The organism is Kitasatospora sp. NPDC003701, assembly GCF_053587085.1.
Map to the genome: position 1 here is coordinate 67,776 of NZ_JBSFNM010000005.1, position 24,555 is coordinate 92,330.

Below are 24,555 nucleotides of genomic sequence, written 5' to 3' on the forward strand. Positions count from 1 at the left end.
GCGCGGGACCGGTCGGCGGGGTGGCCCCGGGGCGCCGAAGGCGGCAGGCAGAAGCGGGGAGGGGCGGTCGCGGACCGGGGCCGGGGCCGGGGCCGGGAGTACGGTCCGCCCGGACGGACGTGAGCGGGGCGTCAACGCACCCTCGACCCGGCCCTATTCGGGTGATTCCCGGCCTGTCGGTACGGTCGGCGCAGTCGCCGGTCACTAGAGTTCGTGCAGATGACCACACCTGGTCAAGCCCGGTCGTCCGGGCGAAGGGTGGGGCGGGTGGGACTCGAACCCACGACCAAGGGATTATGAGTCCCCTGCTCTAACCGGCTGAGCTACCGCCCCGGTTCGCCGCGCGTGCCGGTGACCCGGTCGCGGCAGCAGCAGACGGCCCCGGAAGGCCGTCCCGGGCAGCATAGCCGGTCGATCACCCGTGGTGCGCGCCGGGGGCGCACACGGGTGCGCACGGACCCGCGCCGCCCCGGCCGGAGCAGCCCCGCTGGCGGGCCCGCGGCGGCCCCGGGAGCCTGGGCGGATGACGGTACGTGAGCTGGCGGCGGTCGGCGCCGCGCTGGCGGTGCTGGCGGCGGCGGGCTGCACCACCGCGGCGGGCCCCGGCGGCGCCACCCCGACGGTGAGCTCCCACCCGGCCTCGGACCCGGCCGACACCCACGGCTGGACCCCCCAGCGGCTGCGCGGCGCGCTCGCCCGGCACACCGGCGTCACCCGCACCGCCAAGCCCACCGTGCTGAACGGTCTGGTCGGCGCCGTCTTCACGCGCAACGCCGACGGCGACCACTTCTGCACCGCCAGCGTGGTCGACAGCGCCGGACTCAATCTGATCGTCACCGCCGCGCACTGCGTCTGGGACCCGAACCTCGGCCAACGCAGCGACCTGGTCTTCGTCCCCGGCTACCGGGACGGCGAGACCCCGAGCGGCGTCTGGCCGCTGCTGGCCGTCAGCGTCGACCAGGCCTGGAAGGACGGCGCCGATCCGGACGTGGACGTCGCCTTCGCCGTGGTCCAGCCGCAGGGCGGCCGGCAGGTGCAGCAGGTGCTCGGCGCCAACCGGCTGGGTGTCGACCGCGGCTACCGGCTGCCGGTGAAGGTCACCGGCTACCCCGGCACCAGCGACGTCCCGATCACCTGCAGCAACACCACCTCCGAGCAGAGCCCCACCCAGCTGCGGATCGACTGCCCCGACTGGACCGGCGGCACCAGCGGCAGCCCCTGGGTGACCGACTTCGACCCGGACACCCTGACCGGCACCGTGGTCGGCGTGATCGGCGGCTACCAGGAGGGCGGCGACTCCCCCGACACCTCGTACAGCTGCTACTTCGGCGACCGCGTGCAGGCCCTCTACGACCGGGCCACGGGCTGAACCGGGCCGGGCTGGCGTCGCCGGGCCCGGCCTGGTAGATCTTCCTCACGAACGGCGGACCGCACGACCCGCAGGGCCCGCCCCGAGGACGAGACGGAGCCCCGATGCCCTCCCGCCCGGTACGGCCCGCGCGCGCGGCCCAGGCGGCCGCGCTGGCGGCCCTGCTGCTCGCCGGCGCCGCCTGCGGCGGGAGCGAGCGGGCGCCGACCGCCGAGGTGGCGCCGCAGAGCCCGGTGGGCGACCGGATCGGCACCCTCTCGGTCCGCACCCCGCAGGGCCCGCGGGCCTGTACGGCGAGCGTGGTGCACAGCCCGGGGCGCAATCTGCTGGTGACCGCCGCGCACTGCGTGCAGAGCCGCCGGATCGGCCTGCTGGACGGCTTGGTGTTCACCCCCGGCTACCGCAACGGCTACTCGCCGTACGGGAGTTGGCCGGTCCAGTCGATCACCGTGGATCCGCGCTGGGTGTCCGACGACGACCCCGAGTACGACGTGGCGTTCGTCACGGTGCGGCCGGCGGGCGGCCGGGAGGTCGAGGACGCGGTCGGCGGCAATCCGCTCGGCACCGGCCAGGGCTTCGGTCTCGCCGTCTCGGTGACCGGCTATCCCAATGAAAGTGATGAACCGATCACCTGTTCGGCGCACACCCGCTCACAGAGCCCGACCCAGGAGCGCTTCGACTGCGGCGGCTACACCGACGGCACCAGCGGAAGCCCGTGGGTCACCGCGACCGGGACGGTGATCGGCGTGATCGGCGGCTACCAGGAGGGCGGCGAGACGCCCGGCACCTCGTACAGCATCACCTTCGACGACCGGGTCACCGAGCTGTACCGGCAGGCCACCGCCTGAGCCGGGGACGGCGGCGGGCCGACCGGGACCACACGGAGGCGGGACAACACGAAGGCCCCCCGGTCGACCGGGGGGCCTTCGCTCTGAGCAGTCACCGGGCGGACCCGGTGCAGCTCCCGCATTTGGACTCGAACCAAAAACCTGCCGGTTAACAGCCGGCTGCTCTGCCAATTGAGCTATGCGGGATCGCGGTGGACCTCAGTCGCACCACGGCCAGGACGGCCGACCCGAAGGCCCGCCACCTGAGCTCCCCCAATTGGACTCGAACCAATAACCTGCCGATTAACAGTCGGCTGCTCTGCCAATTGAGCTATGGGGGATCGAGCTTCCGCTTCGGCCCCCGGTTCCCCGGGCTCCTCGGCGCTCGCTGCGGGACATACATTAGCGCACTCGGGGGGGTGGTCCGCCAATCGCTTTCGCCCGGCCGCCCCGGCACCCCCCGCCCGGCGTGCCCCGCGCGCGCCCGGCACGGCGCCCGGGGATGCTGGGAGGCACGGACGGTTCGCCGTCCCGATGGACGGGTAGGGCATTGCGGCAAAGGCCGCCAGGAGAGGGTGGAATCCGATCATGTGGAAGTTGTCGTTGATCGTCGGACTCGCGGCGGGCTACGTCCTGGGCTCGCGAGCCGGTCGCCAGCGGTACGAACAGATCGCCAAGGTCACCCGGCAGGTCGCCCAGAACCCCAAGGTGCAGGGCGCCGCCGACAAGGCCAAGCAGCAGGCCGGGGCGGTGGCCGGGAAGGCGGCCGGCGCCGTCGCCGACAAGGTCGGCGACAAGCTGCCGAACGCCGTCACCGACCGGGTGTCGTACTTCAACCGCACCCGGGTCGAGGACGACAGCTGGGGTACCTTCCGCCCGTGACCGGGCGGTGACGACGGGTTGGCCGAGGTGACTCCGGGGCGGTACCGAACGAGCAACACTTACCGGGCCTCGCCGCGTCCGGACGCGTGCTGAGGCATGATCTCGACATGGCCATCGTCGCGGGGATAGACAGCTCGACCGGTCGCACCCGGATCGTCGCGTGCGACAGCGAGACCGGCGCGGTGCTGCGGTCCGGCAAGGCGCCGCACCCCGTGCCGGAGACGCCGGACCAGCGGGCCGGCGAGGCCGACCCGCAGGTCTGGCTGCACTCGCTGGGCGACGCCGCCGCCGGCGGTCTGCTGGAGGGCGTCCGGGCGATCGGCGTCAGCGCGCAGCAGCACGGCATGATCGGCCTGGACGCCGGCGGCGTCCTGGTGCGGCCCGCGATCCTCTGGAACGACCCGCGCTCCAGCGGCGCCGCCGCCGCGCTGCTGGACGCGCTCGGCGGGCCGGCGGCCTGGACGGCCGCGATCGGCGCCGTCCCCGGCCCCATGTACACCATCGCCAAGCTGCGCTGGCTGGCCGAGTTCGAACCGGCCAACGCCCGCCGGGTGGCCGAGGTGCTGCTGCCGCACGACTGGCTGGTCTGGCAGCTGCTCGGTCACCCCAAGCGGCGCACCACCGACCGCGGCGACGCCTCCGGCACCGGCTACTGGTCGCCGATCACCGGCGAGTACCGGCAGGACCTGGTGGAGCTGGCACTCGGTCACGAGCTGAAGCTGCCCGACGTCCTCGGCCCCGCCGAACCGGCCGGGCACACCCCCGAGGGCCTGCTGATCTCGGCCGGCACCGGCGACAACATGGCCGCCGCGCTCGGGCTGGGCCTGCGGCCCGGCGACGCGGTGGTCTCGCTGGGCAGCTCCGGGACGATCTTCGCCGTGCACGACCGGGCCGTGGTGGACGCCAGCGGGCTGGTCTCCTCCTTCGCCGACGCCACCGGCCGCCACCTGCCGATGGTCGCCACCCTGAACGCCGCCCAGGTGCTCCGCTCGACCGCGGCGCTGCTCGGCTGCGACCTGGACGGCCTGAGCGACCTGGCGCTGCGCTCCTCCCCCGGCGCGTACGGCCTGGTGCTGCTGCCCTACCTGGACGGCGAGCGGACGCCCGCGCTGCCGCACGCGGCCGGCACCCTGACCGGGCTGCGGGCCGAGTCGATGGCCCCCGAGCACCTGGCCCGGGCCGCCGTCGAGGGCATGCTCTGCAACCTCGCGGACGCGCTGGACGTGCTGCGCGCCCAGGGCGTCGAGGTGAAGCGGGTCTTCCTGCTGGGCGCCGCCGGGCGGCTGCCGGCCGTGCGGCAGATCGCCCCGCTGCTGTTCGGCATCCCCGTCGTGGTGCCGCCGCCCGGCGCCCACGCGGCCCGCGGCGCGGCCCGGCAGGCCGCCTGGGCCCTGGCCGGCACCCCCGAACCGCCGCGCTGGGAGCTGCCGGAGGCCGTCACCGTGACGCCGGACGCCGAGCAGGACCTGCCGGTCGGCTCGGCGGTGCGTCAGCAGTTCCGGTCCGCCCGCGGGCAGATCCACCCGGAGACGGCCGCCTGACCGGCCGGGCGGCCCGTCGCGGGCCGCCGGAGCGACCACGGCGGAGATGCGCCCGCCGGTGGCCGGTGGCAGCGTGAGAGAGGACGCGGTCACCGGAGCGAAGGGCGGCAGGACCTCATGGCGCTGCACAAGGGGACCGGCGACGACCGCCGGCTGGCCATCAACCCGTTCGTCGGCGCGGCCGACCCGCTCAGTGCGATGGAGCTGGCGCCACCGGTGCACCGGCTCTCCGACAAGCCGGTGGCGGCCGACACGGCGTACCAGCTGGTCCACGACGAGCTGATGCTGGACGGGAACGCCAAGCTCAACCTGGCGACCTTCGTCACCACGTCGATGGAGATCCAGGCCACCCGGCTGATGACCGAGTGCCTCGACAAGAACATGATCGACAAGGACGAGTACCCGCAGACCGCCGAGCTGGAGCGGCGCTGCGTGTCGATCCTCGCCGACCTCTGGCACGCCCCCGACCCGGAGGGCACGGTCGGCTGCTCCACCACCGGCTCCAGCGAGGCCTGCATGCTGGCGGGGCTCGCCCTCAAGCGCCGCTGGATGCAGCGCAACGCCGACCGGTACGCGGCCGGCGCCCGTCCCAATCTGGTGATGGGCGTCAACGTGCAGGTCTGCTGGGAGAAGTTCTGCACCTTCTGGGAGGTCGAGGCGCGCACCGTGCCGATGGCGGGCGAGCGCTACCACCTCGGCGCCGAGGAGGCGGTGGCGCTCTGCGACGAGAACACCATCGGCGTGGTGGCCGTGCTCGGCTCGACCTTCGACGGCTCCTACGAGCCGGTGGCGGAGGTCAGCGCCGCCCTGGACGGCCTGCAGCAGCGCACCGGCCTGGACATCCCGGTCCACGTGGACGGGGCCTCCGGCGCCATGATCGCGCCCTTCCTCGACCCCGAGCTGGTCTGGGACTTCCGGCTGCCCAGGGTCGCCTCCATCAACACCTCCGGCCACAAGTTCGGCCTGGTCTACCCGGGCGTCGGCTGGGCGCTCTGGCGGGAGCGTTCGGCGCTGCCCGAGGAGCTGGTGTTCCGGGTGAACTACCTCGGCGGGGAGATGCCGACCTTCGCGCTGAACTTCTCCCGCCCGGGCGCGGAGGTGATCGCGCAGTACTACACCTTCCTGCGGCTGGGCCGGAGCGGCTTCCGGGCCGTCCAGGGGGCCTGCCGTGAGGTAGCGGTCTACCTGGCCGGGCAGATCGAGGCGCTCGGCTGCTTCCGGCTGCTGACCCGGGGCGACGAGCTGCCGGTCTTCGCCTTCACCACCACCGACGACGTGACCTTCGACGTGTTCGACGTCTCGCGCAGACTGCGCGAGCGCGGCTGGCAGGTGCCGGCGTACACCTTCCCCGCCGATCGGGAGGACCTCTCGGTGCTGCGGGTGGTCTGCCGCAACGGCTTCTCCCGGGACCTGGCCGACCTGCTGCTGTCCGACCTCACCCGGCTGCTGCCGGAGCTGCGGAGCCAGCCCCGCCCGCTCAAGGAGTACGGGGTGCCGCCCCTGACGGCCTTCCACCACTGAGGCCGGCGCGGGGCACCCGCGGGCGCCGTGATCACGGCGGGGGGAGGGCGCATCGAAGCGCCCTCCCCCCGCCGCGCGTCCCTGCGGACGGGGCAGCCTCCCCCCGCGAGGCTGTCCCGTCCGGTGGGGGATCGGGACGTCAGGACCGGTCGTGCGAACGGTGTCCGGACGAAGCATCCGGACCGCTGAACGCACCGGTGTGAGAACTCTGCACGACGGGCAGGCACATGTTCGACCGTCAGCCCGGTTGTGAGACACTTCCGTCCGTCTCAGGGCCAGGACCTGGTGTTTGAGACGACAGGCCGATGAGGTTGGAGACGCGGACACGCCCCCACGGCCCCGGCCGGAGCCCGCTCAGGCCCTCCCGCTCCACCGCCGCCTCCGATGTTGGGATTGACCGTATGGGCTCCGCCTGGAAGCAACTGCCGGACGACCTCTCCGTGCCCGCCAAGCGCCTCACGGAGGAGCTCCGGGCCGTCAAGGACGCGACCGGGCTCTCGTTGTCCGAGCTCGCCTCCCGGACCCACTACAGCCGGGCCTCCTGGGAGCGCTGGCTGAACGGCAAGCGGATCATCACCGAGCAGGCGCTCGACGCCCTCACCGGGGCGGTCGAGTGCGACGGCCCGACGCTGCGGGCGCTCTGGGAGCAGACCGCGGCGGATGCGCAGGACGCGGCGGGGGCCGGCCCGGAGGCCGTGGGTCCGGACGCGGACGCGACCGGACCGGACACGGACGCGGTTTCGGACGCGGCGGGCCCGGTTGCGGGCCCGGTTGCGGACGCGGACGCGGCGGGGGGCGTGGAGCCGGACGGTGCCGAGCCCGACGGCACGGAGCCCGACGACACCGAGCCCGACGACACCGAGCCGGCCGGCCTGAGGGCGGTCCGCTGGTGGCGGCGGCCGGTGGCGCTGCTCTGCTGCGCGGCCGCGGCGGCCGTCCTGGTGGTGCTGGCCGGGGTCCACTACAGCCGCGACGGCGGGACCGAGCCGGCCGCCGTCGCGCAGCCCGCCGTGTCCAGCACGACGGCCTCGCCCGCCCGCACCGCCCCGGCCACGCCCTCCTGCCAGGCGATGGGCTGCGCCCACAAGGACCCCAAGGCGACCGGCTGCGGCGCCGACGCCCGGACCCTGCTCACCGGCAACATCGGCAAGGTGGTGGTCTACCTCCGCTACAGCGACCGCTGCCAGGCGGCCTGGGCCGCGATCACCGAGGGCGCGCCGAACGACTACTCGACCATCACCAGCAGCGGCGGCGAGACGGAGACGGCGCTGATCCACTGGGGGTACGACAACTACTCGGCGATGGTGAACGCGGCGGACCCGGCCGCCACCTTCCAGGTCTGCGGCCACACGCCGGCCGGCAACGACTGCACGGGGAGCGTCTCCGGACTGGCCCGCCTCGTCGCCTCGACCCCGATCCCGATCGGCCCGGCCTCGCCGCCGGCCACCCCTGCCACGCCCGCCGCAACCCCCACGCCCACGGCCACCGCCGCCGGGTCCTAGTCCAGGTAGCCGCGCAGCTGGGCGGCGAAGGCGTGGTCCCGGAGCTTGACCAGGGTCTTGGACTCGATCTGGCGGATCCGCTCCCTGGTCACACCGAACAGGGCGCCGATCTCCTCCAGGGTGCGCGGGCGGCCGTCGTCCAGGCCGTAGCGGAGCTGGACCACCTGGCGCTCGCGGTCGCCGAGCGTGGCCAGGACCGCCTCCAGGTGCTGGCGCAGCAGCAGGAAGGTGGCGGACTCGGCCGGTGAGGCCGCGTCCGCGTCCTCGATCAGGTCGCCGAGCGCGACGTCGTCCTCCTCGCCGACCGGGGTGTGCAGCGAGATCGGCTCCTGGGCGAGCCGGAGCAGCTCGCGCACCCGCGCCTCGGTCAGCTCCAGCGCGACGGCGATGTCGGCCGCGCCCGGTTCGGTCCCGCTCTCCTGGAGCAGCGCGCGCTGCACCCGGATCACCCGGTTGATCAGCTCCACCACGTGCACCGGCACCCGGATCGTCCGCGCCTGGTCGGCCAGCGCCCGGCTCATCGCCTGGCGGATCCACCAGGTCGCGTAGGTCGAGAACTTGTAGCCGCGGGCGTAGTCGAACTTCTCCACCGCCCGGATCAGGCCGAGGTTGCCCTCCTGGACCAGGTCCAGCATGGTGAGGCCGCGACCGATGTAGCGCTTGGCGACCGAGACCACCAGGCGCAGATTGGCCTCGATCAGCCGCCGTTTGGCGATCCGCCCGATCACCACCAGGGCGTCCAGTTCACCGGCCAGCGGGTCGGGCGGCGGGGGCTCGCGGTTCAGCCGCTCCTCGGCGAACAGACCGGCCTCGATCCGGCGGGCCAGCTCCACCTCCTCGGCGGCGTTCAACAGCCGGATCCGGCCGATCTCGCGCAGGTACTGGCGGAAGAGGTCCGCCGCCGGGCCGGTGACGCCCGCGGGGCCGGGGTCACGGTCGGCGTCGAGATCCGGCTCGGTCCCGGGCTCGGTCCCCGCCCCGGGTTCCGTCTCCCGGTCGGCGCCGGCGTCCGGGGCGGCCTCGGGGTCGGCGGCCCCGGGGTGGCCCTCCGGGAGGCCCTGCGCGGGCACCCTGGCACCGTCGGCGGGCGGGGCTCCGGCCCGGCCGTGGTCGTCGTCGTGGGGGGCGAGCGGGTCGGTGGTCGGGCGGGCGGTCGCGGCAAGGCCTTGGTCCACGGGCATCCCTCGGGGCGGGCGCGACTCTGGCGGACCCGCGCAGGACGGAGGTGGGACGCCCTCCAGTGTGCGGCACGCCACGCTCCGTGGCCGAGACTCGTGCGCGGACTTTCTCCGGCCGGCCCCGTACGGAGCGGCCCGCGGCAGCCGGGCCCCGGACCGGGCCGGGGGCGCCGTCAGAGGGCGGCGGCGCCCCGGCTGCGCAGACCCTGGCCGTACTGCTGGAGCTGCCACAGCTCGGTCTGCACCGCGTGCAGTTCCTCGGCGGAGGCCCGGGTGCCGAGCCGCTGGAGGTGGGCACGGACCTCGTCGACCCGCCGGTCGACCGCCAGCAGCCGCAGCTTGACCAGGAACTCCCCGGCGTAGATCGCGTCCACCTTGCGGCGCGAGCGCACCGGCTCGACGATCAGCTCGGTCACCAGCGAGCGGACCTGGTCGTCCGGGGCCACGTCGCGGACGGTGCCGGTGAAGTCGGCCAGGGTGGCCCCGTACGCGGCGCCGCCGGCCTGGCCGATGGCGCGGCGCACGGCGGTGTACGGCGGGGTGGGGAACTCGTCCTCGCCGTAGTGGTCGAAGGCCGGGCTGACCAGGTCCGGGTGCTGCAGGGCCAGCTTGAGCAGCTCGCGCTCGACGAACTGGGCCGGGTCCCGCGGGTTGAGCCGGAAGGCCGGCTGGGCGGAGCGGACCGGCTGGGCCTGCTCGGGGCGGCGCTGCTGGCCGTTGGTGCGCGGGTTCTGCTGGCGCTCGCGGTCCCAGCGGGCCAGCTGGGAGATCCGGCGGACCACGAACTGCTCGTCCAGGATGCCGAGCATGCCGGCCAGCCGGACGGCGTACTCGTGCTGGATCGAGCGGTCCTTGATCTTGGCCACGATCGGCGCGGCCTCCTCCAGCGCCGCCGAGCGGCCCTCCGGGTTCTCCACCCGGTGCCGGGCGACGGCCGAGCGCAGCGCGAACTCGAACAGCGGGACGGGGTTGTCGATCAGCTCCCGGACCGCCTCGTCGCCCTTGGCCAGCCGGAGGTCGCACGGGTCCATACCGCCGGGGCTGACCGCGATGGAGGTCTTGGCGGCGAACTTCTGGTCGTCCTCGAAGGCCCGCAGGGCGGCCTTCTGGCCGGCCGCGTCGCCGTCGAAGGTGAAGACCGTCTCGCCGCGGTACTGGGAGGTGTCCATCAGCAGCCGTCGGATGATCTTGATGTGGTCCTCGGCGAACGCGGTGCCACAGGTGGCCACGGCCGTGGTGACGCCCGCCAGGTGGCAGGCCATGACATCGGTGTAGCCCTCGACCACCACCGCCCGGCCCGACTTGGCGATCTCCTTCTTCGCCAGGTCGATGCCGTACAGCACGTGGGACTTCTTGTAGATCGGCGTCTCGGGGGTGTTCAGGTACTTCGGGCCGTTGTCGTCCTCGCGCAGGCGGCGGGCGCCGAAGCCGACCGTCTCGCCCGCGATGTCGCGGATCGGCCAGACCAGCCGGCCCCGGAAGCGGTCGATCAGCCCGCCGCGCTGGCCCTGCGAGGCCAGGCCGCCGAGCAGGATCTCCTTGTCGCTGAAGCCCTTGCCGCGCAGGTAGCGGACCAGGTTCTCCCACCCGGCCGGGGCGTAGCCGACGCCGAAGGTCGCCGCCGCCTCCTCGTCGAAGCCGCGCTCGGCGAGGAAGCGCCGGCCGATCTCGGCCTCCGGCGAGCCGAGCTGCTCCCGGAACCAGGCGGCGGCCACCTTGTGCGCCTCGACCAGGCGGGTGCGCTCGCCCTGCTGGTGGCGGGGGCTGTAGCCGCCCTCCTCGTAGCGCAGCGTGATGTTGGCCTGGGCGGCCATCCGCTCGACGGCCTCGGCGAAGGTGAAGTGCTCGATCTTCATCAGGAAGGCGATGGTGTCGCCGTTCTCCTGGCAGCCGAAGCAGTGGAAGACGCCCTTGGCGGGGTTCACGTAGAAGGAGGCGGACTTCTCGTCGTGGAACGGGCAGACGCCCTTGTACTCACCCCCGCCACCGTTGGTGAGCTGTACGTAGTCGCCGACGACCACGTCGATCGGCAGTGCGCTGCGCACCGCCTGTACGTCTTCGTCCCTGATCCGCCCGGCCACCCCGGAAGTCTACTGGGGCGGCGCCGGTTACCGACCGCGCCGGGGCGGCCTCCTCACGACCAGGCCGCTCCCACCAGCTTGGCGTGCAGGGCCAGGGCGGAGGCGTCGGTGAGGGTGGCGATCTGGTCGATCACCGCGCGCAGCGCGCCGCGGTCGTCCTCCGCCTCGCGGTAGAGGGTGGCGAAGACCGGGTCCAGGCCGTCCGGGGCGCGCTGGGCGAGGACGTACGCCAGCTCGGCGATCACGATCCGCTGGCGGGCCCGGAGCTGGGCCTGCTCGTCGCGCTGCATCACGAAGCGGACGGCGACGGCCTTGAGCACGGCGCACTCCAGCCGGACGTCCCGCGGCACCACCAGCTCGGCCGCGTACCGGGTGAGCCGGCCGGGGCCGTAGCGGGCCCGGGTGGCCTGCTCGGCGGCCAGGCAGAACCGGCCGATCAGCTGGCTGGTGAGGTCCTTCAGGCCGGCCCGGGCGCGGGCCGAGCCGTCGTAGGAGCTGGGCCACCACTCCTGGCCGAGCAGCCGGTCCAGCGCGGCGGCCAGCTCCTCGGGCTCGGCGTCCGGGGCGTAGCGCTCGGCCACCTTGAACAGTTCGGCGCGCTCGCTCGGGGCGCGCAGCACGGCCGGCTCGATGTGGCCGGCCTGGAGGCCGTCCTCGACGTCGTGGGTGGAGTAGGCGACATCGTCGGACCAGTCCATCACGGTGGCCTCGAAGCACTTGCGCCCGGGCGGGGTTCCGGCCCGCAGCCAGCGGAACACCGGCAGGTCGTCGGCGTAGACGCCGTACTTGGACGAGGCCGGGTCGACCGGGTGCGCGCCGTGCGTCCAGGGGTACTTGGTGGCGGCGTCCAGGGCGGCACGGGTCAGGTTGAGGCCGACGCTGTGGCCGGGCCGGGGGGCGAGCCGGGCGGGCTGCTCGTCCTGCGGGGCGAAGCGCTTGGGCTCCAGGCGGGTGAGGATGCGCAGCGACTGCGCGTTGCCCTCGAAGCCGCCGCAGGCCTCGGCGGCCTGGTCGAGGGCCTCCTCGCCGGTGTGGCCGAACGGCGGGTGGCCGATGTCGTGGGCCAGGCAGGCGGTCTCGACGAGGTCCGGGTCACAGCCGAGGGCGGCGCCCAATTCCCGCCCGACCTGGGCGCATTCGAGCGAGTGGGTCAGCCTGGTGCGGGGGAAGTCGCTGCGCATCGGGGCGACCACCTGGGTGGTGCCGGCCAGCCGGCGCAGGGCGGCGGAGTGGAGCACACGGGCGCGGTCGCGCTGGAACGCCGTCCGGCCGGGGCGCTTGTCCGGCTCGGGCACCCAGCGGGCCTCGGCGGCGTGGTCGTACGGGAGCGGGGCGGCGGTGAGGCGGTGCGCGGTGTCGTCCATATGCCAATCACCGTACGCCGCGGCTCCGACAGCCGGGGTGTGCCGCGCGCGAAGGGGCGCGGGCCGGGGCGTGAACCTTGGCCGCCCGGCCGGGGCGGGCCGGGCCGGGCCCGGCACCGGGCGGGGCGGGTCCGGCCCCGGATCAGCCCCGGACCGCCTTCAACAGGGCGGCGGCCACGCCCTCCTGGCCCCTGGCGTTGGGGTGGATCGCCGCCAGCCCGGGGGCCGGGAAGGGCGGCTCCACCCAGCGGGCCGCCTCACCGGCGCACATGTCGTGGCCGGCCGAGGGCGCGGCCGCGTCCACGAAGACCGCGCCCGCCGTCTCCGCGCGACGCTTGAGCATCGCGTTCAGCTGCTGCTCCTTCTCGGCCAGGAAGCCGAGGTCGGCCTCGGCCACCGCCCGGCCGAGCACCGGTACGCAGCTCGCCGGGTCGGCCGGCAGCAGCGTCGGGTAGCCGACCACGTAGACCCGGGCCTGCGGGGAGCGGCGTTTGACCTCCTGCAGCACCTGGCCCAGCCGCTCGCCGGCCGCGTCCACCTTGCGCTGCACCTGGTCGGCGGCGCCGCCGGCGGAGGCGTAGTGGTCCTTGCACGGCGCCGGCGCCCGCTCCGAGCCGATCAGGCTCTTCACCACGTCCGCCAGGTTCTCCTTGGCGCACTCGCCGACGACCTCCATGAATCCGGCGTCGTTGCCGCCGATCCCGACCGTGACCAGCCGGGTGGCCGGGGAGAGCGCGTCCAGCTGGGGCGGATTGGCCCCGCCGCCGTCGGTCTGCTGGGAGCCGGTGAGGTCCCCGGTGCGGGCACCGCTGCAGCTGACGTCCTTGAACTGGCCGTCCGCCAGCCCGAGCGCCTTCGCCAGCAGGGACGGGTAGTTGACGGCCGAGCGGGCGCAGCCCTTCGGTTCGCCGACCTGCGGGGAGATCTTCAGGCCCGAGGTGTAGGAGTCGCCGAGGGCGACGTACGGGCCGGTGGGCGGCGGGGTCGGGGTGGGCGTCGGCGTCGGGGTGGCCCGCACCGGGTGGGGGCCCTCCCCGGCCGGGGCCTCGGCGGAACCGCCACCGCCGCTGCAAGCGGCCAGCAGCAGCGCGGCCAGCCCGGCGGCCAGAACGGCGGTCGGGCGTGCGGACACAGACATGGAAACCCCCCGGGGGCCGGAACCGGCGACGTACCTCTCCACGGCGGCCCGTCCCCCGGGCACCTCACCGCCAACGAACGGCGGCGCCCGTTCGCTCCCGCCCCGGGCGGAGAGCCACCCGGGGGGCGCGCGGACTACTCGGGACCGCGCTCGTGCTCGGCCAGGAACTGCTCGAAGCGCCGGCCCAGCTCGTCCGCCGACGGCAGGTCGACCGGCTCGGCCAGCAGGCTCTCCCGGCCCTCCGCCCCCGCCACGGCGTCGTACTGGCCCTCCATGCCGCGGATCGCCGAGCGCAACTCGCCGTCCCCGTGGGCCAGCTGCTCCTCGATGTCGGCGTACACCTCGCCCACCCGCTCGCGCAGCCGGGTGCCCGGCAGCACCAGGCCGGTGGCCGACTGCACGGCCTCCAGGATCAGCACCGCGGCGGCCGGGTAGGCCGAGCGCGCCACGTAGTGCGGCACGTGCACGGCGAAGCCCAGCACGTCGTGGCCGGCCTCGGCGAGCCGGTACTCCAGCAGCGCCTGGGCACTGCCCGGCACCTGGGCCTGCTCGAACCACTGCGGGTAGCCGGCCGCGAGGTCCAGCCGGGTGCCGTGCGGCGTCAGGCCGACCGGGCGGGTGTGCGGCACGCCCATCGGGATGCCGTGGAAGTCCAGCGTCAGCCGGACCTCGAAGCGCTCGACCAGCTGGCGCACGGCGGCCGCGAAGCGCTCCCACTCGACGTCCGGCTCGGGCCCGGTGAGCAGCAGGAACGGCGAGCCGGCCGCGTCGTGGACCAGCTGGAGGAGGATCTCCGGCGGGTCGTAGGAGGCCCAGTGCTCGCGGTCGAAGACCATCGCGGGGCGGCGGGCCCGGTAGTCCACCAGGCGGTCGTGGTCGAAGCGGGCCACCACCTGCGGCGCGCCCTCCTCCAGCAGGTGGGCCACCACCTGGCCGCCGGCCTCGCCGGCGTCCATGAAGCCCTCGAAGTGGTGGAGCAGCACCAGGCCCGCGCCGGTGTCGGCCAACGCGGCCTTCGCCGCGGCCACGGCGGCCACGCCCTGCTGATCCAGCTCGTACAGCGCCTGGGGATCACGCACCGCGCACCCAACCCCGTTCTTTACTCGTCGACTCGTACCGGCTTCTCGTCGTCTGCAGCGTGCCGGGCGCCGCCGGAATTCCCGCCGCGCCCGGCCGTCGCGCGGCCGCTTCCGCGGTGAACGCCCGGCGACCGGCCGCGGTGCCCCCGGCGCCGCGCCGAAGTGCCGTCCGGACCATGATCGCACCCGGCGGCAAACCCGCTGGTCACGGGCGCCCGAAGGCCCTCCCGGGCGCGCGTCCGGGAGGCCCGCGCGCCCATTCGTGTGCCGCGAGGTGACGCACCGCCTTCTGGCGGGTATCGTCCTCTCGCTGCCTCGCATCGTCGCGTCGTCGTCACGTCGTCCGTAACGCCGTCGATCACGTCCCGGCCCGGTGCTCGGCCAGCCACCCACGACGCATCTTGCCTTCATCTGGCCGCCTGCTTCCCTTCGCGCTCTCGTTTCCTCTTCGGCCATCTCGCGGACGCACACTGTCCCCTCGCTCATCCCGCCGGACCGGTCCGTCGACCCGTGTCCGCTCCGGCACCGCGCTGCCCGTCTCCGGGCCGCCGCCCCCACCCCGCTCGCCGGCCTCCGGCACGCACGGGCACGGGCGGACGGACCACCGGGGCCGGGGCGAACGTCCACGCAGCCCGAGCCGCACCCCGGCGCGGGACGCGCCCTCCGACCGATGAAGGACCGAAGGTTCCGTGCCCGTACCTGTCATCCTCACCGGCCGCACCGTGCGGCTGGAGCCCCTTGCCGCGCACCACGCCGAGGCCATCGCCGAGGCCGGCGCCGAGGACCGTACGACCTACGCCTTCACCCCCGTCCCGCACGGCCTGGAAGCCGCCCGCGACTACATCGCGCGCGCCCTCGCCGACCAGGCCGCGGGCCGGGCGCTGCCGTTCGCGACGGTGAGCCTCGCGGACGGCCGGGTGGTCGGCTCCACCCGGTTCCTCGAACTCGACTACTGGCAGGGCCCGGTCGTCTGGCCGCCGGTGCCCGGCGTGCCGTTCGGCGACCCGGCCACGGCCGTCCCGGACGCCGCCGAGATCGGCAACACCTGGCTCTCCCCGCGTGCCCAGGGCACCGGCGTCAACACCGAGGCGAAGCTGCTGATGCTGCGGTACGCCTTCGAGGAGTGGCGGGTGCAGCGGATCTCGATGCGCGCGGACGCCCGCAACCTGCGCTCCCGGTCCGCGATCGAGCGCCTCGGCGCGACGTCGGAGGGCGTGCGCCGGGCACACTCGCGCGGGCTGGACGGGGTGGTGCGCTCGACCGCGTTCTACTCGATCCTCGACTCCGAGTGGCCCGCCGTGCGGGACATCATCGAGCTGCGGATCGCCGCCGCCACCTCGCCGAGCGCCCCGGACCGCGCGATCAACCAGGAGTGCCTTAGACACGGCGGCAGCGGGCAGCTGATCACCGCCTGAGGGTCACCCCCTGAGGGTCACCGCCTGAGGGTCACCGCCCGGGGCTCACCACTCGCCGGTGGCGGCGACCCCCAGCAGCCGGGTGAGGACGTCGAGGTCGCGGTCGGCCCCGGGCGAGGCCGGCCAGCGGTCGTGGCTCGCCTCGACGACCGCGGAGACCGGACGCCAGCCGGCCCGCACCCGGCGGACCGCCACCTCGAAGACGGCGTGTCCCGTCGGGCGGCAGAACCACAGGGCGCCCTCCCGGGTGTGGACGCGCCACCGCCCGTCCAGGGCGGCCGGCGCCGCCCCCGTCCGGATCCGCTGCCACTGCTCCTCCGTCCACACCACGTCCGGCACGGGGTGCGGGCGCGGGATCCGCATCCGCGGGGTGCCCCGGCCGTCGGGGACGCCGCCGGGCTCCGGGAACGCCCAGGCCGGCAGCGGCTCGCGGGCGGCCAGCCAGGCGGCGGGAATGCCGGCGGTACCGGTGTGCGCGGCGACCACGCCGCCGGTGACGGCGGCGACGGTGTCCATGTCCCCGCCGGCCCCGATCGCCTCCAGCACGGCCGCGCGGTAGTCGGTGAGCCCGCGGGCCGCGCACCAGAGGGCGTAGGGGACGGTGTCGGCGGCGCTGGTCCGGCTGCCGTTGCCGAGCACCCGCGCGGCGACCCGGAGGTCCGGCTCGGCCAGCAGCGCGATCGCCTCGGTCAGACCGTCGTGGACGGCGCCGGCCGGCGTGCGGTGGCGGACGTCCTCCAGGAAGCCCTTCGGCGTCACGGCCTCGGTCCGGGCCCGTACCGCGAGGGCGGTGGCCACCGCGACGGCGACCGTGCCGTCGACGGCCTGCGGGTGGGTGTGGGTGATCAGCGCCGACTCGGCGGCCGGCCGGATCACCCCCTCCGGATCGGCGGCGTACAGCGCGCCCAGCGGGGCGATCCGCATCGCGGCGCCGTTGCCGTACGAGCCCTGCCCGTCGAAGAGTTCGGCGGCCAGGGCCCGGGCGTCACCGCCCTCGCGGACCAGCCGGAGCAGGCGGTTGGCGGCCGGGCCGTAGCCCCGGTCGAAGTCGTGGCGGCGGGCGAACGCGTGGGTGAGGTCGAAGAGGTCGAGGGAGCCGCGCTCGGTGTGGGCCGCGTACACCGAACAGGCCATCTCGGTGTCGTCGGTCCACGGCCAGGGGCCGGGCGGGGCGGTACGGGCGGCGAAGTGGGCCGCGGCGGTCTCGGGGACGAAGAACTGGGCGCCGAGGGCGTCGCCCACGGAGAGGCCGTTGAGCGCGTCGAGCGCCGGGCCGGTGTGAAGGGTCGTCATCGCCGCCAAGCTCACCCGGTCGGCCGACACCGCGTCAACACCGTTTGCGGGCGGCTCCCCCGACGGGCGATGTTCCGCATACCGCCGACCCCGGCGGGAAGCACCCCGGCATGACCCGCACGGACCTCCTCGACCCCCTGCTGCTGCTCGGCGCCGACCAGCAGCACATCGTCACCCGGGCGCAGCTGCGCCGGCTCGGGGTGCCGCCCGGCACCATCGCCCACCGGCTTCGGCCGGCCGGACCCTGGCAACAGGTGCTGCCGCGGGTGATCTGCCTGCAGAACGGTCGGCTGACCGCCCATCAGCGGCTGCGCGCGGCGCTGGCGTACGCGGCTCCGAAGGGGCGGCCGGCGCGGCCCGGCGAGGTGCTGCTGACCGGGGACGCCGTGCTGGCCTCGGCCGGGCTGCCGTCCGCCGGCCACCCGGCGGACCTGGCGGGCGTCGACGTGCTGATCCCGGGCCCGCGCCGGGTCGCGGACCGGGACTTCGTCCGGATCCACCGGGCCCGCGGGCCGATGCCGGGCGGGTTCGAGCGGGACGACGGGCTCTGGAGCGCGACGGTCGCCCGGGCGCTGGCCGACCTCGCGCCCCGGGAGAGCGGGCAGCGACGGTTCCGGGCGCTCTGCGCGGAGGCGGTCCAGCGGCGGCACTGCGATCTCGGCGAGCTGCTGGACCAGCTGCTCGCCCGGCCTGGGGCACTGGCCGTGCCGCGCGTCGCGCAGGTGGTGGAGGACCTCGCCGCCGGGGTGCGCTCGGTCGTCGAGGGCGAGGCCCGGGAGCTGCTGCGCGGGGCCGGCCTGCCGGAGCCGCTCTGGAATCCGGTGCTGTTCCTGGACGGACGCTTCCTCGCCGTCCCCGACGCCTACTGGCCGCGGGCCTGCGTGGCGCTGGAGATCGACTCCCGGGCCTGGCACCTGCGCCCGGCCGACCACGAGCGGAGCCTGGCCCGGGCCAACCGCCTCACCGCGGCGGGCCTCCCGGTCGTCCGCGCCACCCCGGTCCAGCTGCGGCGGGAGCCGGAGCCGGTGCTGCGGGAGCTGCGCACCCTGCTCGCCACCGGTCCGCACGGCCCGCACGCGCGGATCGGCTGGCGCCGGGCCCGGTAGGGCGCGAGGCGGGGCCCGGACTCAGTCCCGGCCCTGCGCGGCGCCGGCGGCCTCGGCCGCGGCCACCAGCCGCTGGAGTTCGGCGAGGTGGGCGGCCAGCGCCTTGCGGCCGGCCTTGGTGGCGGCCAGCCAGGTCCGCGGGCGCTTGCCGACGTACCCCTTCTTCACCGCCACGTGGCCGGCCTCCTCCAGGGCGGCCGCCGCCTTGCTGAGCGCCGAGTCGGAGACCTCGCAGTGGTCGCGGACGACGGCGAACTCGGCCTCGGTGCAGGCGCTCAGGAAGGCGAGGACGGTGAGCCTGGTCGGGTGCTGGAGCAGCGGGTCGAGCGCGGCGGGCATCAGCCGGCCGCCGGCATCCGGCGGGTCCGCGCGTTGAGCCGGACGGTGGCCGCCCAGAACGCCGCGCCCGCCACCGCTCCGGCCACCGCGCCCATCCAGCGCGCGCCGCCGCCCGCCAGCCAGGTGAGCAGCATCCCGGCCAGACCTGCCGCGATCACCCCGAGGACGGCCAGCAGGACCGGGCGCCCGAGGCCGGGCGTCAGCCGGTGGATGATGCCCCCCTGGTTGACGGCGAGCCGGGCCAGGACGCCCGTCATCGCGGCGAAGAGCCCCCCGAACACCCCGCTCAGCCAACCCGCGTCGGCGCCGATGGCCTGCCCGACGCCGATGCCGTAGACGGTGAAGGCCACCGCGAAGGCCGGGCCGTACCAGCCGGGCAGGCGGCCCGGGGTCCGGGCGGCGGCCCGGGCCTTCTCGGCCAGCCGCAACGCCTCCGCCGCGGACAGGTCGACGGGTTCGGCGGCGTTCGTCTCGACGGCGTTCATGGAATCCCCCTGGATGGCCGGGGTGCGCACGGCACCCCGCGTTGTCGGTGCTTCCACTATGGCATCTACTTTCCATGATGGAAAGTACTTCCCGACTCGTAGGGGCTCAGCAGCGCGCGTCGATCTCCTGGAAGGAGCCGTAGTGGTCGGCCGTCCAGTACTGCTCCCCGGTACTGCCGGTGACGACGCGTCGGGCGCCGCGGTCGCCGGAGCCGGGGGTCACGACGGTGAACTCGTGGTAGTAGCCGGAGGCCTTGCGCGGCAGGCGGTTCTCGCGGTTCTCGAAGACGATGCCGTCGGAGCGGTACGGGTACGGGCCGCCCCTGGCGATCAGACCGAGGGTGTCCAGGGCCTGACCGGGCAGCTTGGTGCGGCAGACGTCGGCCAGCGCGGGATCGGTGGGCACCCAGCCGCCGGCCGGGGCCGGGGCGGTGGTGCCGGCCGGCGGGGACGGCCTGGGCGCGGAGGGCTTCGGGCCCGTGGCGGTCGCGCCCGCGGAGGCGGCGGCGGAGGCGGCGGCCCTCGGGTGGTCCGGCCCGTCGTCCGAGAGGAGGTACCCGGCGACCGCGGCGATCACGCAGATCAGGACGGCCACCAGGGCGGACAGGCGGTTCTTGCTGGTCATGCGCTCCAGCTTGGCAGCCGGCCGGGGCACGGCCGGCCAGCCACACGCGTGGTCCCGGCCACGGCCGCGACGCCCCTCCGGGCAGCCGGGCGGGCAGACCTGCGGGCAGACCGCGGGGCCGGGCGGCGGCCGGGCGGGCAGACCTGCGGGCAGACATGCCAGCGGGGCGGGGACGGACGCCGTTGTCCGTTCCCGCCCCGCTCGCGTTACGTACGCCGGTTCTCCTGCGCCGAGCTCCGGTGTACGCCCTCCCGGTGGGAGGGGGTGCGGTCAGCGACAGAGCCGCGCCGGCGGTGCCCCGGCCGATGCCTGGCCGGGGCGCCGCACTCAGCGCGAGTCGCTGCCCGCCGTCTCGATGGCGGCGCGGCCTGCCTCCAGGCGCGCCACCGGGATCCGGAAGGGGGAGCAGGAGACGTAGTCCAGCCCCACCTCGTGGAAGAAGTGCACCGACTCCGGGTCGCCGCCGTGCTCGCCGCAGACGCCGAGCTTGAGGTCGGGGCGGGTGGCCCGGCCGGCCTCGACGGCGTGCTTGACCAGCGCGCCGACGCCGTCGCGGTCGATGGTCTCGAACGGGGAGACCCCGAAGATGCCCTTCTCCAGGTAGGCCGTGAAGAAGGAGGCCTCCACGTCGTCCCGGGAGAAGCCCCAGACCGTCTGGGTGAGGTCGTTGGTGCCGAAGGAGAAGAACTCGGCGGCCTCGGCGATCTGGCCCGCCGTCACGGCGGCACGCGGCAGCTCGATCATGGTGCCGAGCTTGATGTCCAGCTGGACGCCGGTGGACTGGGCGACCTCGGCCAGCACGCGCTCGCACTCGTCGCGGACCAGCTCCAGCTCCTGGACGGTGCCGACCAGCGGGATCATCACCTCGGGGCGGGGGTCCCCGCCGGCCAGCTTGCGCTCGGCGGCGGCCTCGGCGATGGCGCGGACCTGCATGCCGAACAGGCCGGGGATGACCAGGCCGAGGCGGACGCCGCGCAGGCCGAGCATCGGGTTCTGCTCGTGCAGCTTGTGCACCGCCTGGAGCAGGCGCAGGTCGTTCTCGTTCGGGTCCTTGCGGGCCTCGGCGAGGGCGACGCGCACCGACAGCTCGGTGATGTCCGGCAGGAACTCGTGCAGCGGCGGGTCGAGCAGGCGGACGGTGACGGGCAGCCCGTCCATCGCCTGGAAGAGCTCCAGGAAGTCGCCCTTCTGCAGCGGCAGCAGGGTCGAGAGCGCGGTCTCGCGGTCCTTGTCGTTGTCCGCCAGGATCAGGTGCTCGACCTCCTTGCGGCGCTCCTCACCGAGGAACATGTGCTCGGTGCGGCACAGGCCGATGCCCTGGGCGCCGTAGCGGCGGGCGCGGCCGCCGTCCTCGGCGTTGTCGGCGTTGGCCCGCACGGCCAGCCGGCGGCGGACGTCGGCGTGCGACATCAGCCGGTGCACGGCCTGGACCAGACCGCCCTGGACGTCGGCGCCGGCGTGCAGGGTGCCCTCGAAGTACTCGACCACCGGGGACGGGAGGACGGGTACCTCGCCCAGGTAGACCTTGCCGGTCGCGCCGTCGATGGAGACGACGTCGCCCTCCTCCAGCACCAGGCCGTCGGAGGTGGTCATCCGGCGGCGCTTGGTGTCGACCTCCAGATCCTCGGCACCGCAGACGCAGGTCTTGCCCATGCCGCGGGCGACCACGGCGGCGTGCGAGGTCTTGCCGCCGCGCGAGGTGAGGATGCCCTCGGCGGCGATCATGCCGTCCAGGTCGTCCGGGTTGGTCTCGCGGCGGACCAGGATGACCTTCTCGCCGGAGCGGGACCACTTGACGGCGGTGTAGGAGTCGAAGACCACCTTGCCGATCGCGGCGCCGGGCGAGGCCGCCAGGCCCCAGGCGATCTGCTTGGACTCGGCGTTCGGCGCGAAGCGCGGGAACATCAGCTGCGAGAGCTGACCGCCGGTGACCCGCATCAGGGCCTCGTCCAGGTCGATCAGGCCCTGGTCGACCAGCTGGACGGCGATCCGGAAGGCCGCGGCGGCGGTGCGCTTGCCGACCCGGGTCTGGAGCATCCAGAGCTTGCCGCGCTCGATGGTGAACTCGATGTCGCAGAGGTCGCGGTAGTGGTTCTCGAGCTTCTGCATGATCGCCATCAGCTCGTCGTACGACTTCTTGTCGAGCTGCTCCAGGTCGGCGAGCGGCAGGGTGTTGCGGATGCCGGCGACGACGTCCTCGCCCTGGGCGTTGGAGAGGTAGTCGCCGTAGACGCCGACGGCGCCCGTGGAGGGGTCACGGGTGAAGGCGACACCGGTGCCGGAGTCCTCGCCGAGGTTGCCGAAGACCATGGAGCACACGTTGACGGCGGTGCCCAGGTCGTTCGGGATGCGCTCCTGGCGGCGGTAGAGCCGCGCCCGGTCGCCGTTCCAGGAGTGGAAGACGGCGTGGATGGCGAGGTCCATCTGCTCGCGCGGGTCCTGCGGGAAGGCCCGCCCGGTCTCGCGCTCGACGATGCCCTTGAACACCTCGACCAGTTCCCGGAGGTCGGAAGCGTCCAGGTCCAGGTCGTTGGTGGTGCCCTTGGCGTGCTTGGCCTCGTCCAGGGCCTCCTCGAACAGCTCGCCGTCGACGCCCAGCACGGTCTTGCCGAACATCTGGACCAGGCGGCGGTAGGAGTCCCACGCGAAGCGCTCGTTGCCGGACTGCGCGACCAGACCGACCACCGAGGCGTCGGAGAGGCCGATGTTCAGGACGGTGTCCATCATGCCGGGCATGGAGAACTTGGCCCCGGAGCGGACCGAGACCAGCAGCGGGTTGTCGGCCTGGCCGAGCTGCTTGCCCATCTCCTGCTCGAGGGCGTCCAGGTGGGCGCTGATCTCCTTGTGCAGCGAGGCGGGCTCGCTGCCGGTTTCCAGGAAGACCTTGCAGGCCTCGGTGGTGATGGTGAACCCCGGAGGGACGGGGAGGCCCAGGTTGGTCATCTCGGCCAGGTTCGCGCCCTTGCCGCCAAGAAGATCCTTGAGGTCCTTGTTTCCTTCGGTGAAGGAGTAAACAAACTTCTGCTGGGACGGCACGGGTCGGTCTCCTCGCACACGGTTGCCCTGACGCCGGAGAACATACCCATTTCGAAGGCGCTTCCGCGCCGCCAATAGGCCGTACGAGGCCGGTACCCGGTGGTAACCCAACAGATCTAATGCACGTAAAGGTGTTCACCTCTGTTGGTGAAATCGTCCGGATGACGCGAGCATTCATTCAACTCTTGAACACAAGGAAACCGGAAGATCACACGAAGGGGACGGAGGGTAGCGGTCGGCGGTCCAGCGTGTTGCCCCGGCTTGATTTCCTGCACCCCCAGCACCCGATCCCGCGCCACCCCCCTTCGGGAAGCGATTCCCCTCCGACCTGTCCATTTCGTCCTCTGAAGGGCCGTCAGTCGCCACTGTATGTGGCAAGCGTCACGGACGCATCTCGCCCGTCGAACGTAGGCCTCCTCCGCCGATCGTCGCACTGCGTCCAGATTCGTGCTCGTTCCGTGACATCGGCGCGCCAAAAAGGAGCCCTCTTGTCCAGAGAGGACAAGAGGGCTGGGACGTGGTGGCGAGAGGCCGTCGAGGGCCATTTTCGCCATCACGGACAGATCATCCGCCGGAGGTGTCCGATTCGGCGTCTGCACTGGGGAGAGCGCAGTCATACGGATCGTCCAACCAGCCTTCCGGCAGAACCACCCGGTTGTTGCCGCTGGTGCGCCCCCGCGGGCCGTCCGCACCGGCCGGCCAGAGCTGGGACTGCTCCACCATGGACAGGGTTTCGGCCAACTCGGCCAAGGAGGAGGAGTTCGCCAGCTTCACCCGCAGCTCGGAGCCGACCGAGAAGCCCTTGGTGTACCAGGCGACGTGCTTGCGGAAGTCGATCACGCCGCGGGCCTCGTCCCCGATCCACTCGCCGAGCAGCTGCGCGTGGCGCACCATCGCGCGCGCCACGTCGGCGAAGCTCGGACGGGCGTAGTCGACCTCGCCCTCGAAGATCGAGACCAGGTCCTTGAACAGCCACGGCCGGCCGAGGCAGCCGCGCCCGACCACCACCCCGTCGCAGCCGGTCTCGCGCATCATCCGCACCGCGTCGTCCGCCGACCAGATGTCCCCGTTGCCGAGCACCGGGATGTGCGGGGGGACGGACTCGCGCAGCCGGGCGATCGCCGACCAGTCCGCCGTGCCCCCGTAGTGCTGGGCGGCGGTGCGCCCGTGCAGGGCGATCGCGGCCACGCCCTCCTCGGCGCCGATCCGGCCCGCGTCCAGATAGGTGAGGTGGTCGTCGTCGATGCCCTTGCGCATCTTCATGGTGACCGGGAGGTCCCCCGCGTTGGCCACGGCCTCGCGCAGCAGCTCCCGCAGCAGGTTGCGCTTGTACGGCAGCGCCGAGCCGCCGCCCTTGCGGGTCACCTTGGGGACGGGGCAGCCGAAGTTGAGGTCGATGTGGTCGGCCAGGCCCTCGTCCGCGATCATCCGGGCGGCCTTGCCGACGGTCACCGGGTCCACCCCGTACAGCTGGATCGAGCGCGGCTTCTCGCTCGCGTCGAACTTGATCAGCTGCATGGTCTTGGCGTTGCGCTCGACCAGGGCCCGGGTGGTGATCATCTCGCTCACGTACAGGCCCTTGCCGCCGCTCTGCTCGCGGCAGAGGGTGCGGAAGGGCGCGTTGGTGATGCCGGCCATGGGCGCCAGCACGACGGGCGGCCACACCCGCATCGGGCCGATCGTCAGCGGAGCGAACCCGGTGCTGGTCGCGGACGCGGCGGCGGGCGCGCCGGCGGGTGCCGCGGCGGACGCGGGCGCCGGCGCGGTCGCGGAC

Annotated in this window: 19 protein-coding genes and 3 tRNA genes; 8 read left to right on the plus strand and 14 right to left on the minus strand. The window is 74.1% G+C overall.

Features of this window, described 5'->3' with window-relative positions:
- Positions 1-259 precede the first annotated feature (259 nt).
- Positions 260-333: transfer RNA gene (locus tag ACWDRR_RS06695), tRNA-Ile, on the minus strand.
- A gap of 190 nt (positions 334-523) precedes the next feature.
- On the opposite strand from ACWDRR_RS06695, the gene ACWDRR_RS06700 reads away from it, so the two are divergent.
- Complete coding sequence (locus ACWDRR_RS06700; RefSeq protein WP_449771091.1) at positions 524-1,369, plus strand: trypsin-like serine peptidase; 846 nt, start codon at positions 524-526, stop codon at positions 1,367-1,369.
- Between the two features lie 104 nt (positions 1,370-1,473).
- The gene (locus ACWDRR_RS06705; protein WP_449771092.1) at positions 1,474-2,217 is read left to right on the plus strand and encodes a trypsin-like serine peptidase; all 744 of its coding nucleotides are present in this window, start codon (positions 1,474-1,476) and stop codon (positions 2,215-2,217) included.
- 113 nt (positions 2,218-2,330) lie between these two features.
- Here ACWDRR_RS06705 and ACWDRR_RS06710 read toward each other — a convergent pair.
- Both ACWDRR_RS06710 and ACWDRR_RS06715 read right to left on the minus strand, forming a co-directional pair.
- A tRNA-Asn gene (locus tag ACWDRR_RS06710) sits at positions 2,331-2,403 on the minus strand.
- Positions 2,404-2,464: 61 nt separating this feature from the next.
- Positions 2,465-2,537, minus strand: a tRNA-Asn gene (locus ACWDRR_RS06715).
- Between the two features lie 247 nt (positions 2,538-2,784).
- On the opposite strand from ACWDRR_RS06715, the gene ACWDRR_RS06720 reads away from it, so the two are divergent.
- From ACWDRR_RS06720 to ACWDRR_RS06735, 4 genes are all read left to right on the plus strand, one after another.
- The gene (locus ACWDRR_RS06720; protein ID WP_449771093.1) at positions 2,785-3,078 is read left to right on the plus strand and encodes a hypothetical protein; all 294 of its coding nucleotides are present in this window, start codon (positions 2,785-2,787) and stop codon (positions 3,076-3,078) included.
- A gap of 107 nt (positions 3,079-3,185) precedes the next feature.
- Complete coding sequence (locus ACWDRR_RS06725) at positions 3,186-4,619, plus strand: FGGY family carbohydrate kinase (protein WP_449771094.1); 1,434 nt, start codon at positions 3,186-3,188, stop codon at positions 4,617-4,619.
- A 117-nt stretch (positions 4,620-4,736) separates the two neighbouring features.
- Positions 4,737-6,140, plus strand: a complete 1,404-nt coding sequence (locus tag ACWDRR_RS06730; protein WP_449771095.1) for a glutamate decarboxylase — start codon at positions 4,737-4,739, stop codon at positions 6,138-6,140.
- A 401-nt stretch (positions 6,141-6,541) separates the two neighbouring features.
- A complete protein-coding gene (locus ACWDRR_RS06735) occupies positions 6,542-7,642 on the plus strand; it encodes a DUF2690 domain-containing protein (RefSeq protein WP_449771096.1) in 1,101 nt (366 codons plus the stop codon).
- On the opposite strand, the gene ACWDRR_RS06740 is transcribed toward ACWDRR_RS06735, so the two are convergent.
- From ACWDRR_RS06740 to ACWDRR_RS06760, 5 genes are all read right to left on the minus strand, one after another.
- Positions 7,639-8,823, minus strand: a complete 1,185-nt coding sequence (locus ACWDRR_RS06740) for an RNA polymerase sigma factor (RefSeq protein WP_449771097.1) — start codon at positions 8,821-8,823, stop codon at positions 7,639-7,641. The genes ACWDRR_RS06735 and ACWDRR_RS06740 overlap by 4 nt on opposite strands.
- Positions 8,824-8,993: 170 nt before the next feature.
- Complete coding sequence (gene dnaG / locus ACWDRR_RS06745) at positions 8,994-10,901, minus strand: DNA primase (RefSeq protein WP_449771098.1); 1,908 nt, start codon at positions 10,899-10,901, stop codon at positions 8,994-8,996.
- A gap of 53 nt (positions 10,902-10,954) precedes the next feature.
- On the minus strand, positions 10,955-12,265 hold the full coding sequence (locus tag ACWDRR_RS06750) for a deoxyguanosinetriphosphate triphosphohydrolase (RefSeq protein WP_449771099.1): 1,311 nt from the start codon (positions 12,263-12,265) through the stop codon (positions 10,955-10,957).
- A gap of 142 nt (positions 12,266-12,407) precedes the next feature.
- Positions 12,408-13,403, minus strand: coding sequence for an SGNH/GDSL hydrolase family protein (locus tag ACWDRR_RS06755; RefSeq protein WP_449771100.1), 996 nt, complete (start codon positions 13,401-13,403; stop codon positions 12,408-12,410).
- Positions 13,404-13,537: 134 nt separating this feature from the next.
- The gene (locus tag ACWDRR_RS06760) at positions 13,538-14,482 is read right to left on the minus strand and encodes a PAC2 family protein (RefSeq protein ID WP_449771101.1); all 945 of its coding nucleotides are present in this window, start codon (positions 14,480-14,482) and stop codon (positions 13,538-13,540) included.
- Positions 14,483-15,171: 689 nt separating this feature from the next.
- On the opposite strand from ACWDRR_RS06760, the gene ACWDRR_RS06765 reads away from it, so the two are divergent.
- Positions 15,172-15,897, plus strand: a complete 726-nt coding sequence (locus ACWDRR_RS06765; protein WP_449771102.1) for a GNAT family N-acetyltransferase — start codon at positions 15,172-15,174, stop codon at positions 15,895-15,897.
- Positions 15,898-15,942: 45 nt separating this feature from the next.
- Here the strand turns inward: ACWDRR_RS06765 and ACWDRR_RS06770 are convergent, their stop codons facing one another.
- Entirely contained in the window at positions 15,943-17,190 is a 1,248-nt protein-coding gene (locus tag ACWDRR_RS06770; protein WP_449771103.1) for an ADP-ribosylglycohydrolase family protein, read from the minus strand.
- Between the two features lie 110 nt (positions 17,191-17,300).
- Here ACWDRR_RS06770 and ACWDRR_RS06775 point away from each other — a divergent pair, with 110 nt between their 5' ends.
- Positions 17,301-18,296, plus strand: coding sequence for a hypothetical protein (locus tag ACWDRR_RS06775; RefSeq protein ID WP_449771104.1), 996 nt, complete (start codon positions 17,301-17,303; stop codon positions 18,294-18,296).
- Positions 18,297-18,317: 21 nt separating this feature from the next.
- Here ACWDRR_RS06775 and ACWDRR_RS06780 read toward each other — a convergent pair whose 3' ends face one another.
- The 5 genes from ACWDRR_RS06780 to dusB all read right to left on the minus strand — a co-directional run bounded on the left by ACWDRR_RS06780 (position 18,318) and on the right by dusB (position 24,452).
- Positions 18,318-18,635, minus strand: coding sequence for a transcriptional regulator (locus tag ACWDRR_RS06780; protein WP_449771105.1), 318 nt, complete (start codon positions 18,633-18,635; stop codon positions 18,318-18,320).
- Positions 18,635-19,120: a hypothetical protein gene (locus tag ACWDRR_RS06785; protein ID WP_449771106.1), complete on the minus strand. Its 486-nt coding sequence runs from the start codon at positions 19,118-19,120 to the stop codon at positions 18,635-18,637. Before ACWDRR_RS06785 ends, ACWDRR_RS06780 begins: the two co-directional genes overlap by 1 nt.
- A gap of 106 nt (positions 19,121-19,226) precedes the next feature.
- On the minus strand, positions 19,227-19,745 hold the full coding sequence (locus ACWDRR_RS06790) for a ribonuclease domain-containing protein (protein ID WP_449771107.1): 519 nt from the start codon (positions 19,743-19,745) through the stop codon (positions 19,227-19,229).
- 327 nt (positions 19,746-20,072) lie between these two features.
- Entirely contained in the window at positions 20,073-22,781 is a 2,709-nt protein-coding gene (ppdK, locus tag ACWDRR_RS06795) for a pyruvate, phosphate dikinase (protein WP_449771108.1), read from the minus strand.
- 564 nt (positions 22,782-23,345) lie between these two features.
- The gene (gene dusB, locus ACWDRR_RS06800; protein ID WP_449771242.1) at positions 23,346-24,452 is read right to left on the minus strand and encodes a tRNA dihydrouridine synthase DusB; all 1,107 of its coding nucleotides are present in this window, start codon (positions 24,450-24,452) and stop codon (positions 23,346-23,348) included.
- Positions 24,453-24,555 lie beyond the last annotated feature (103 nt).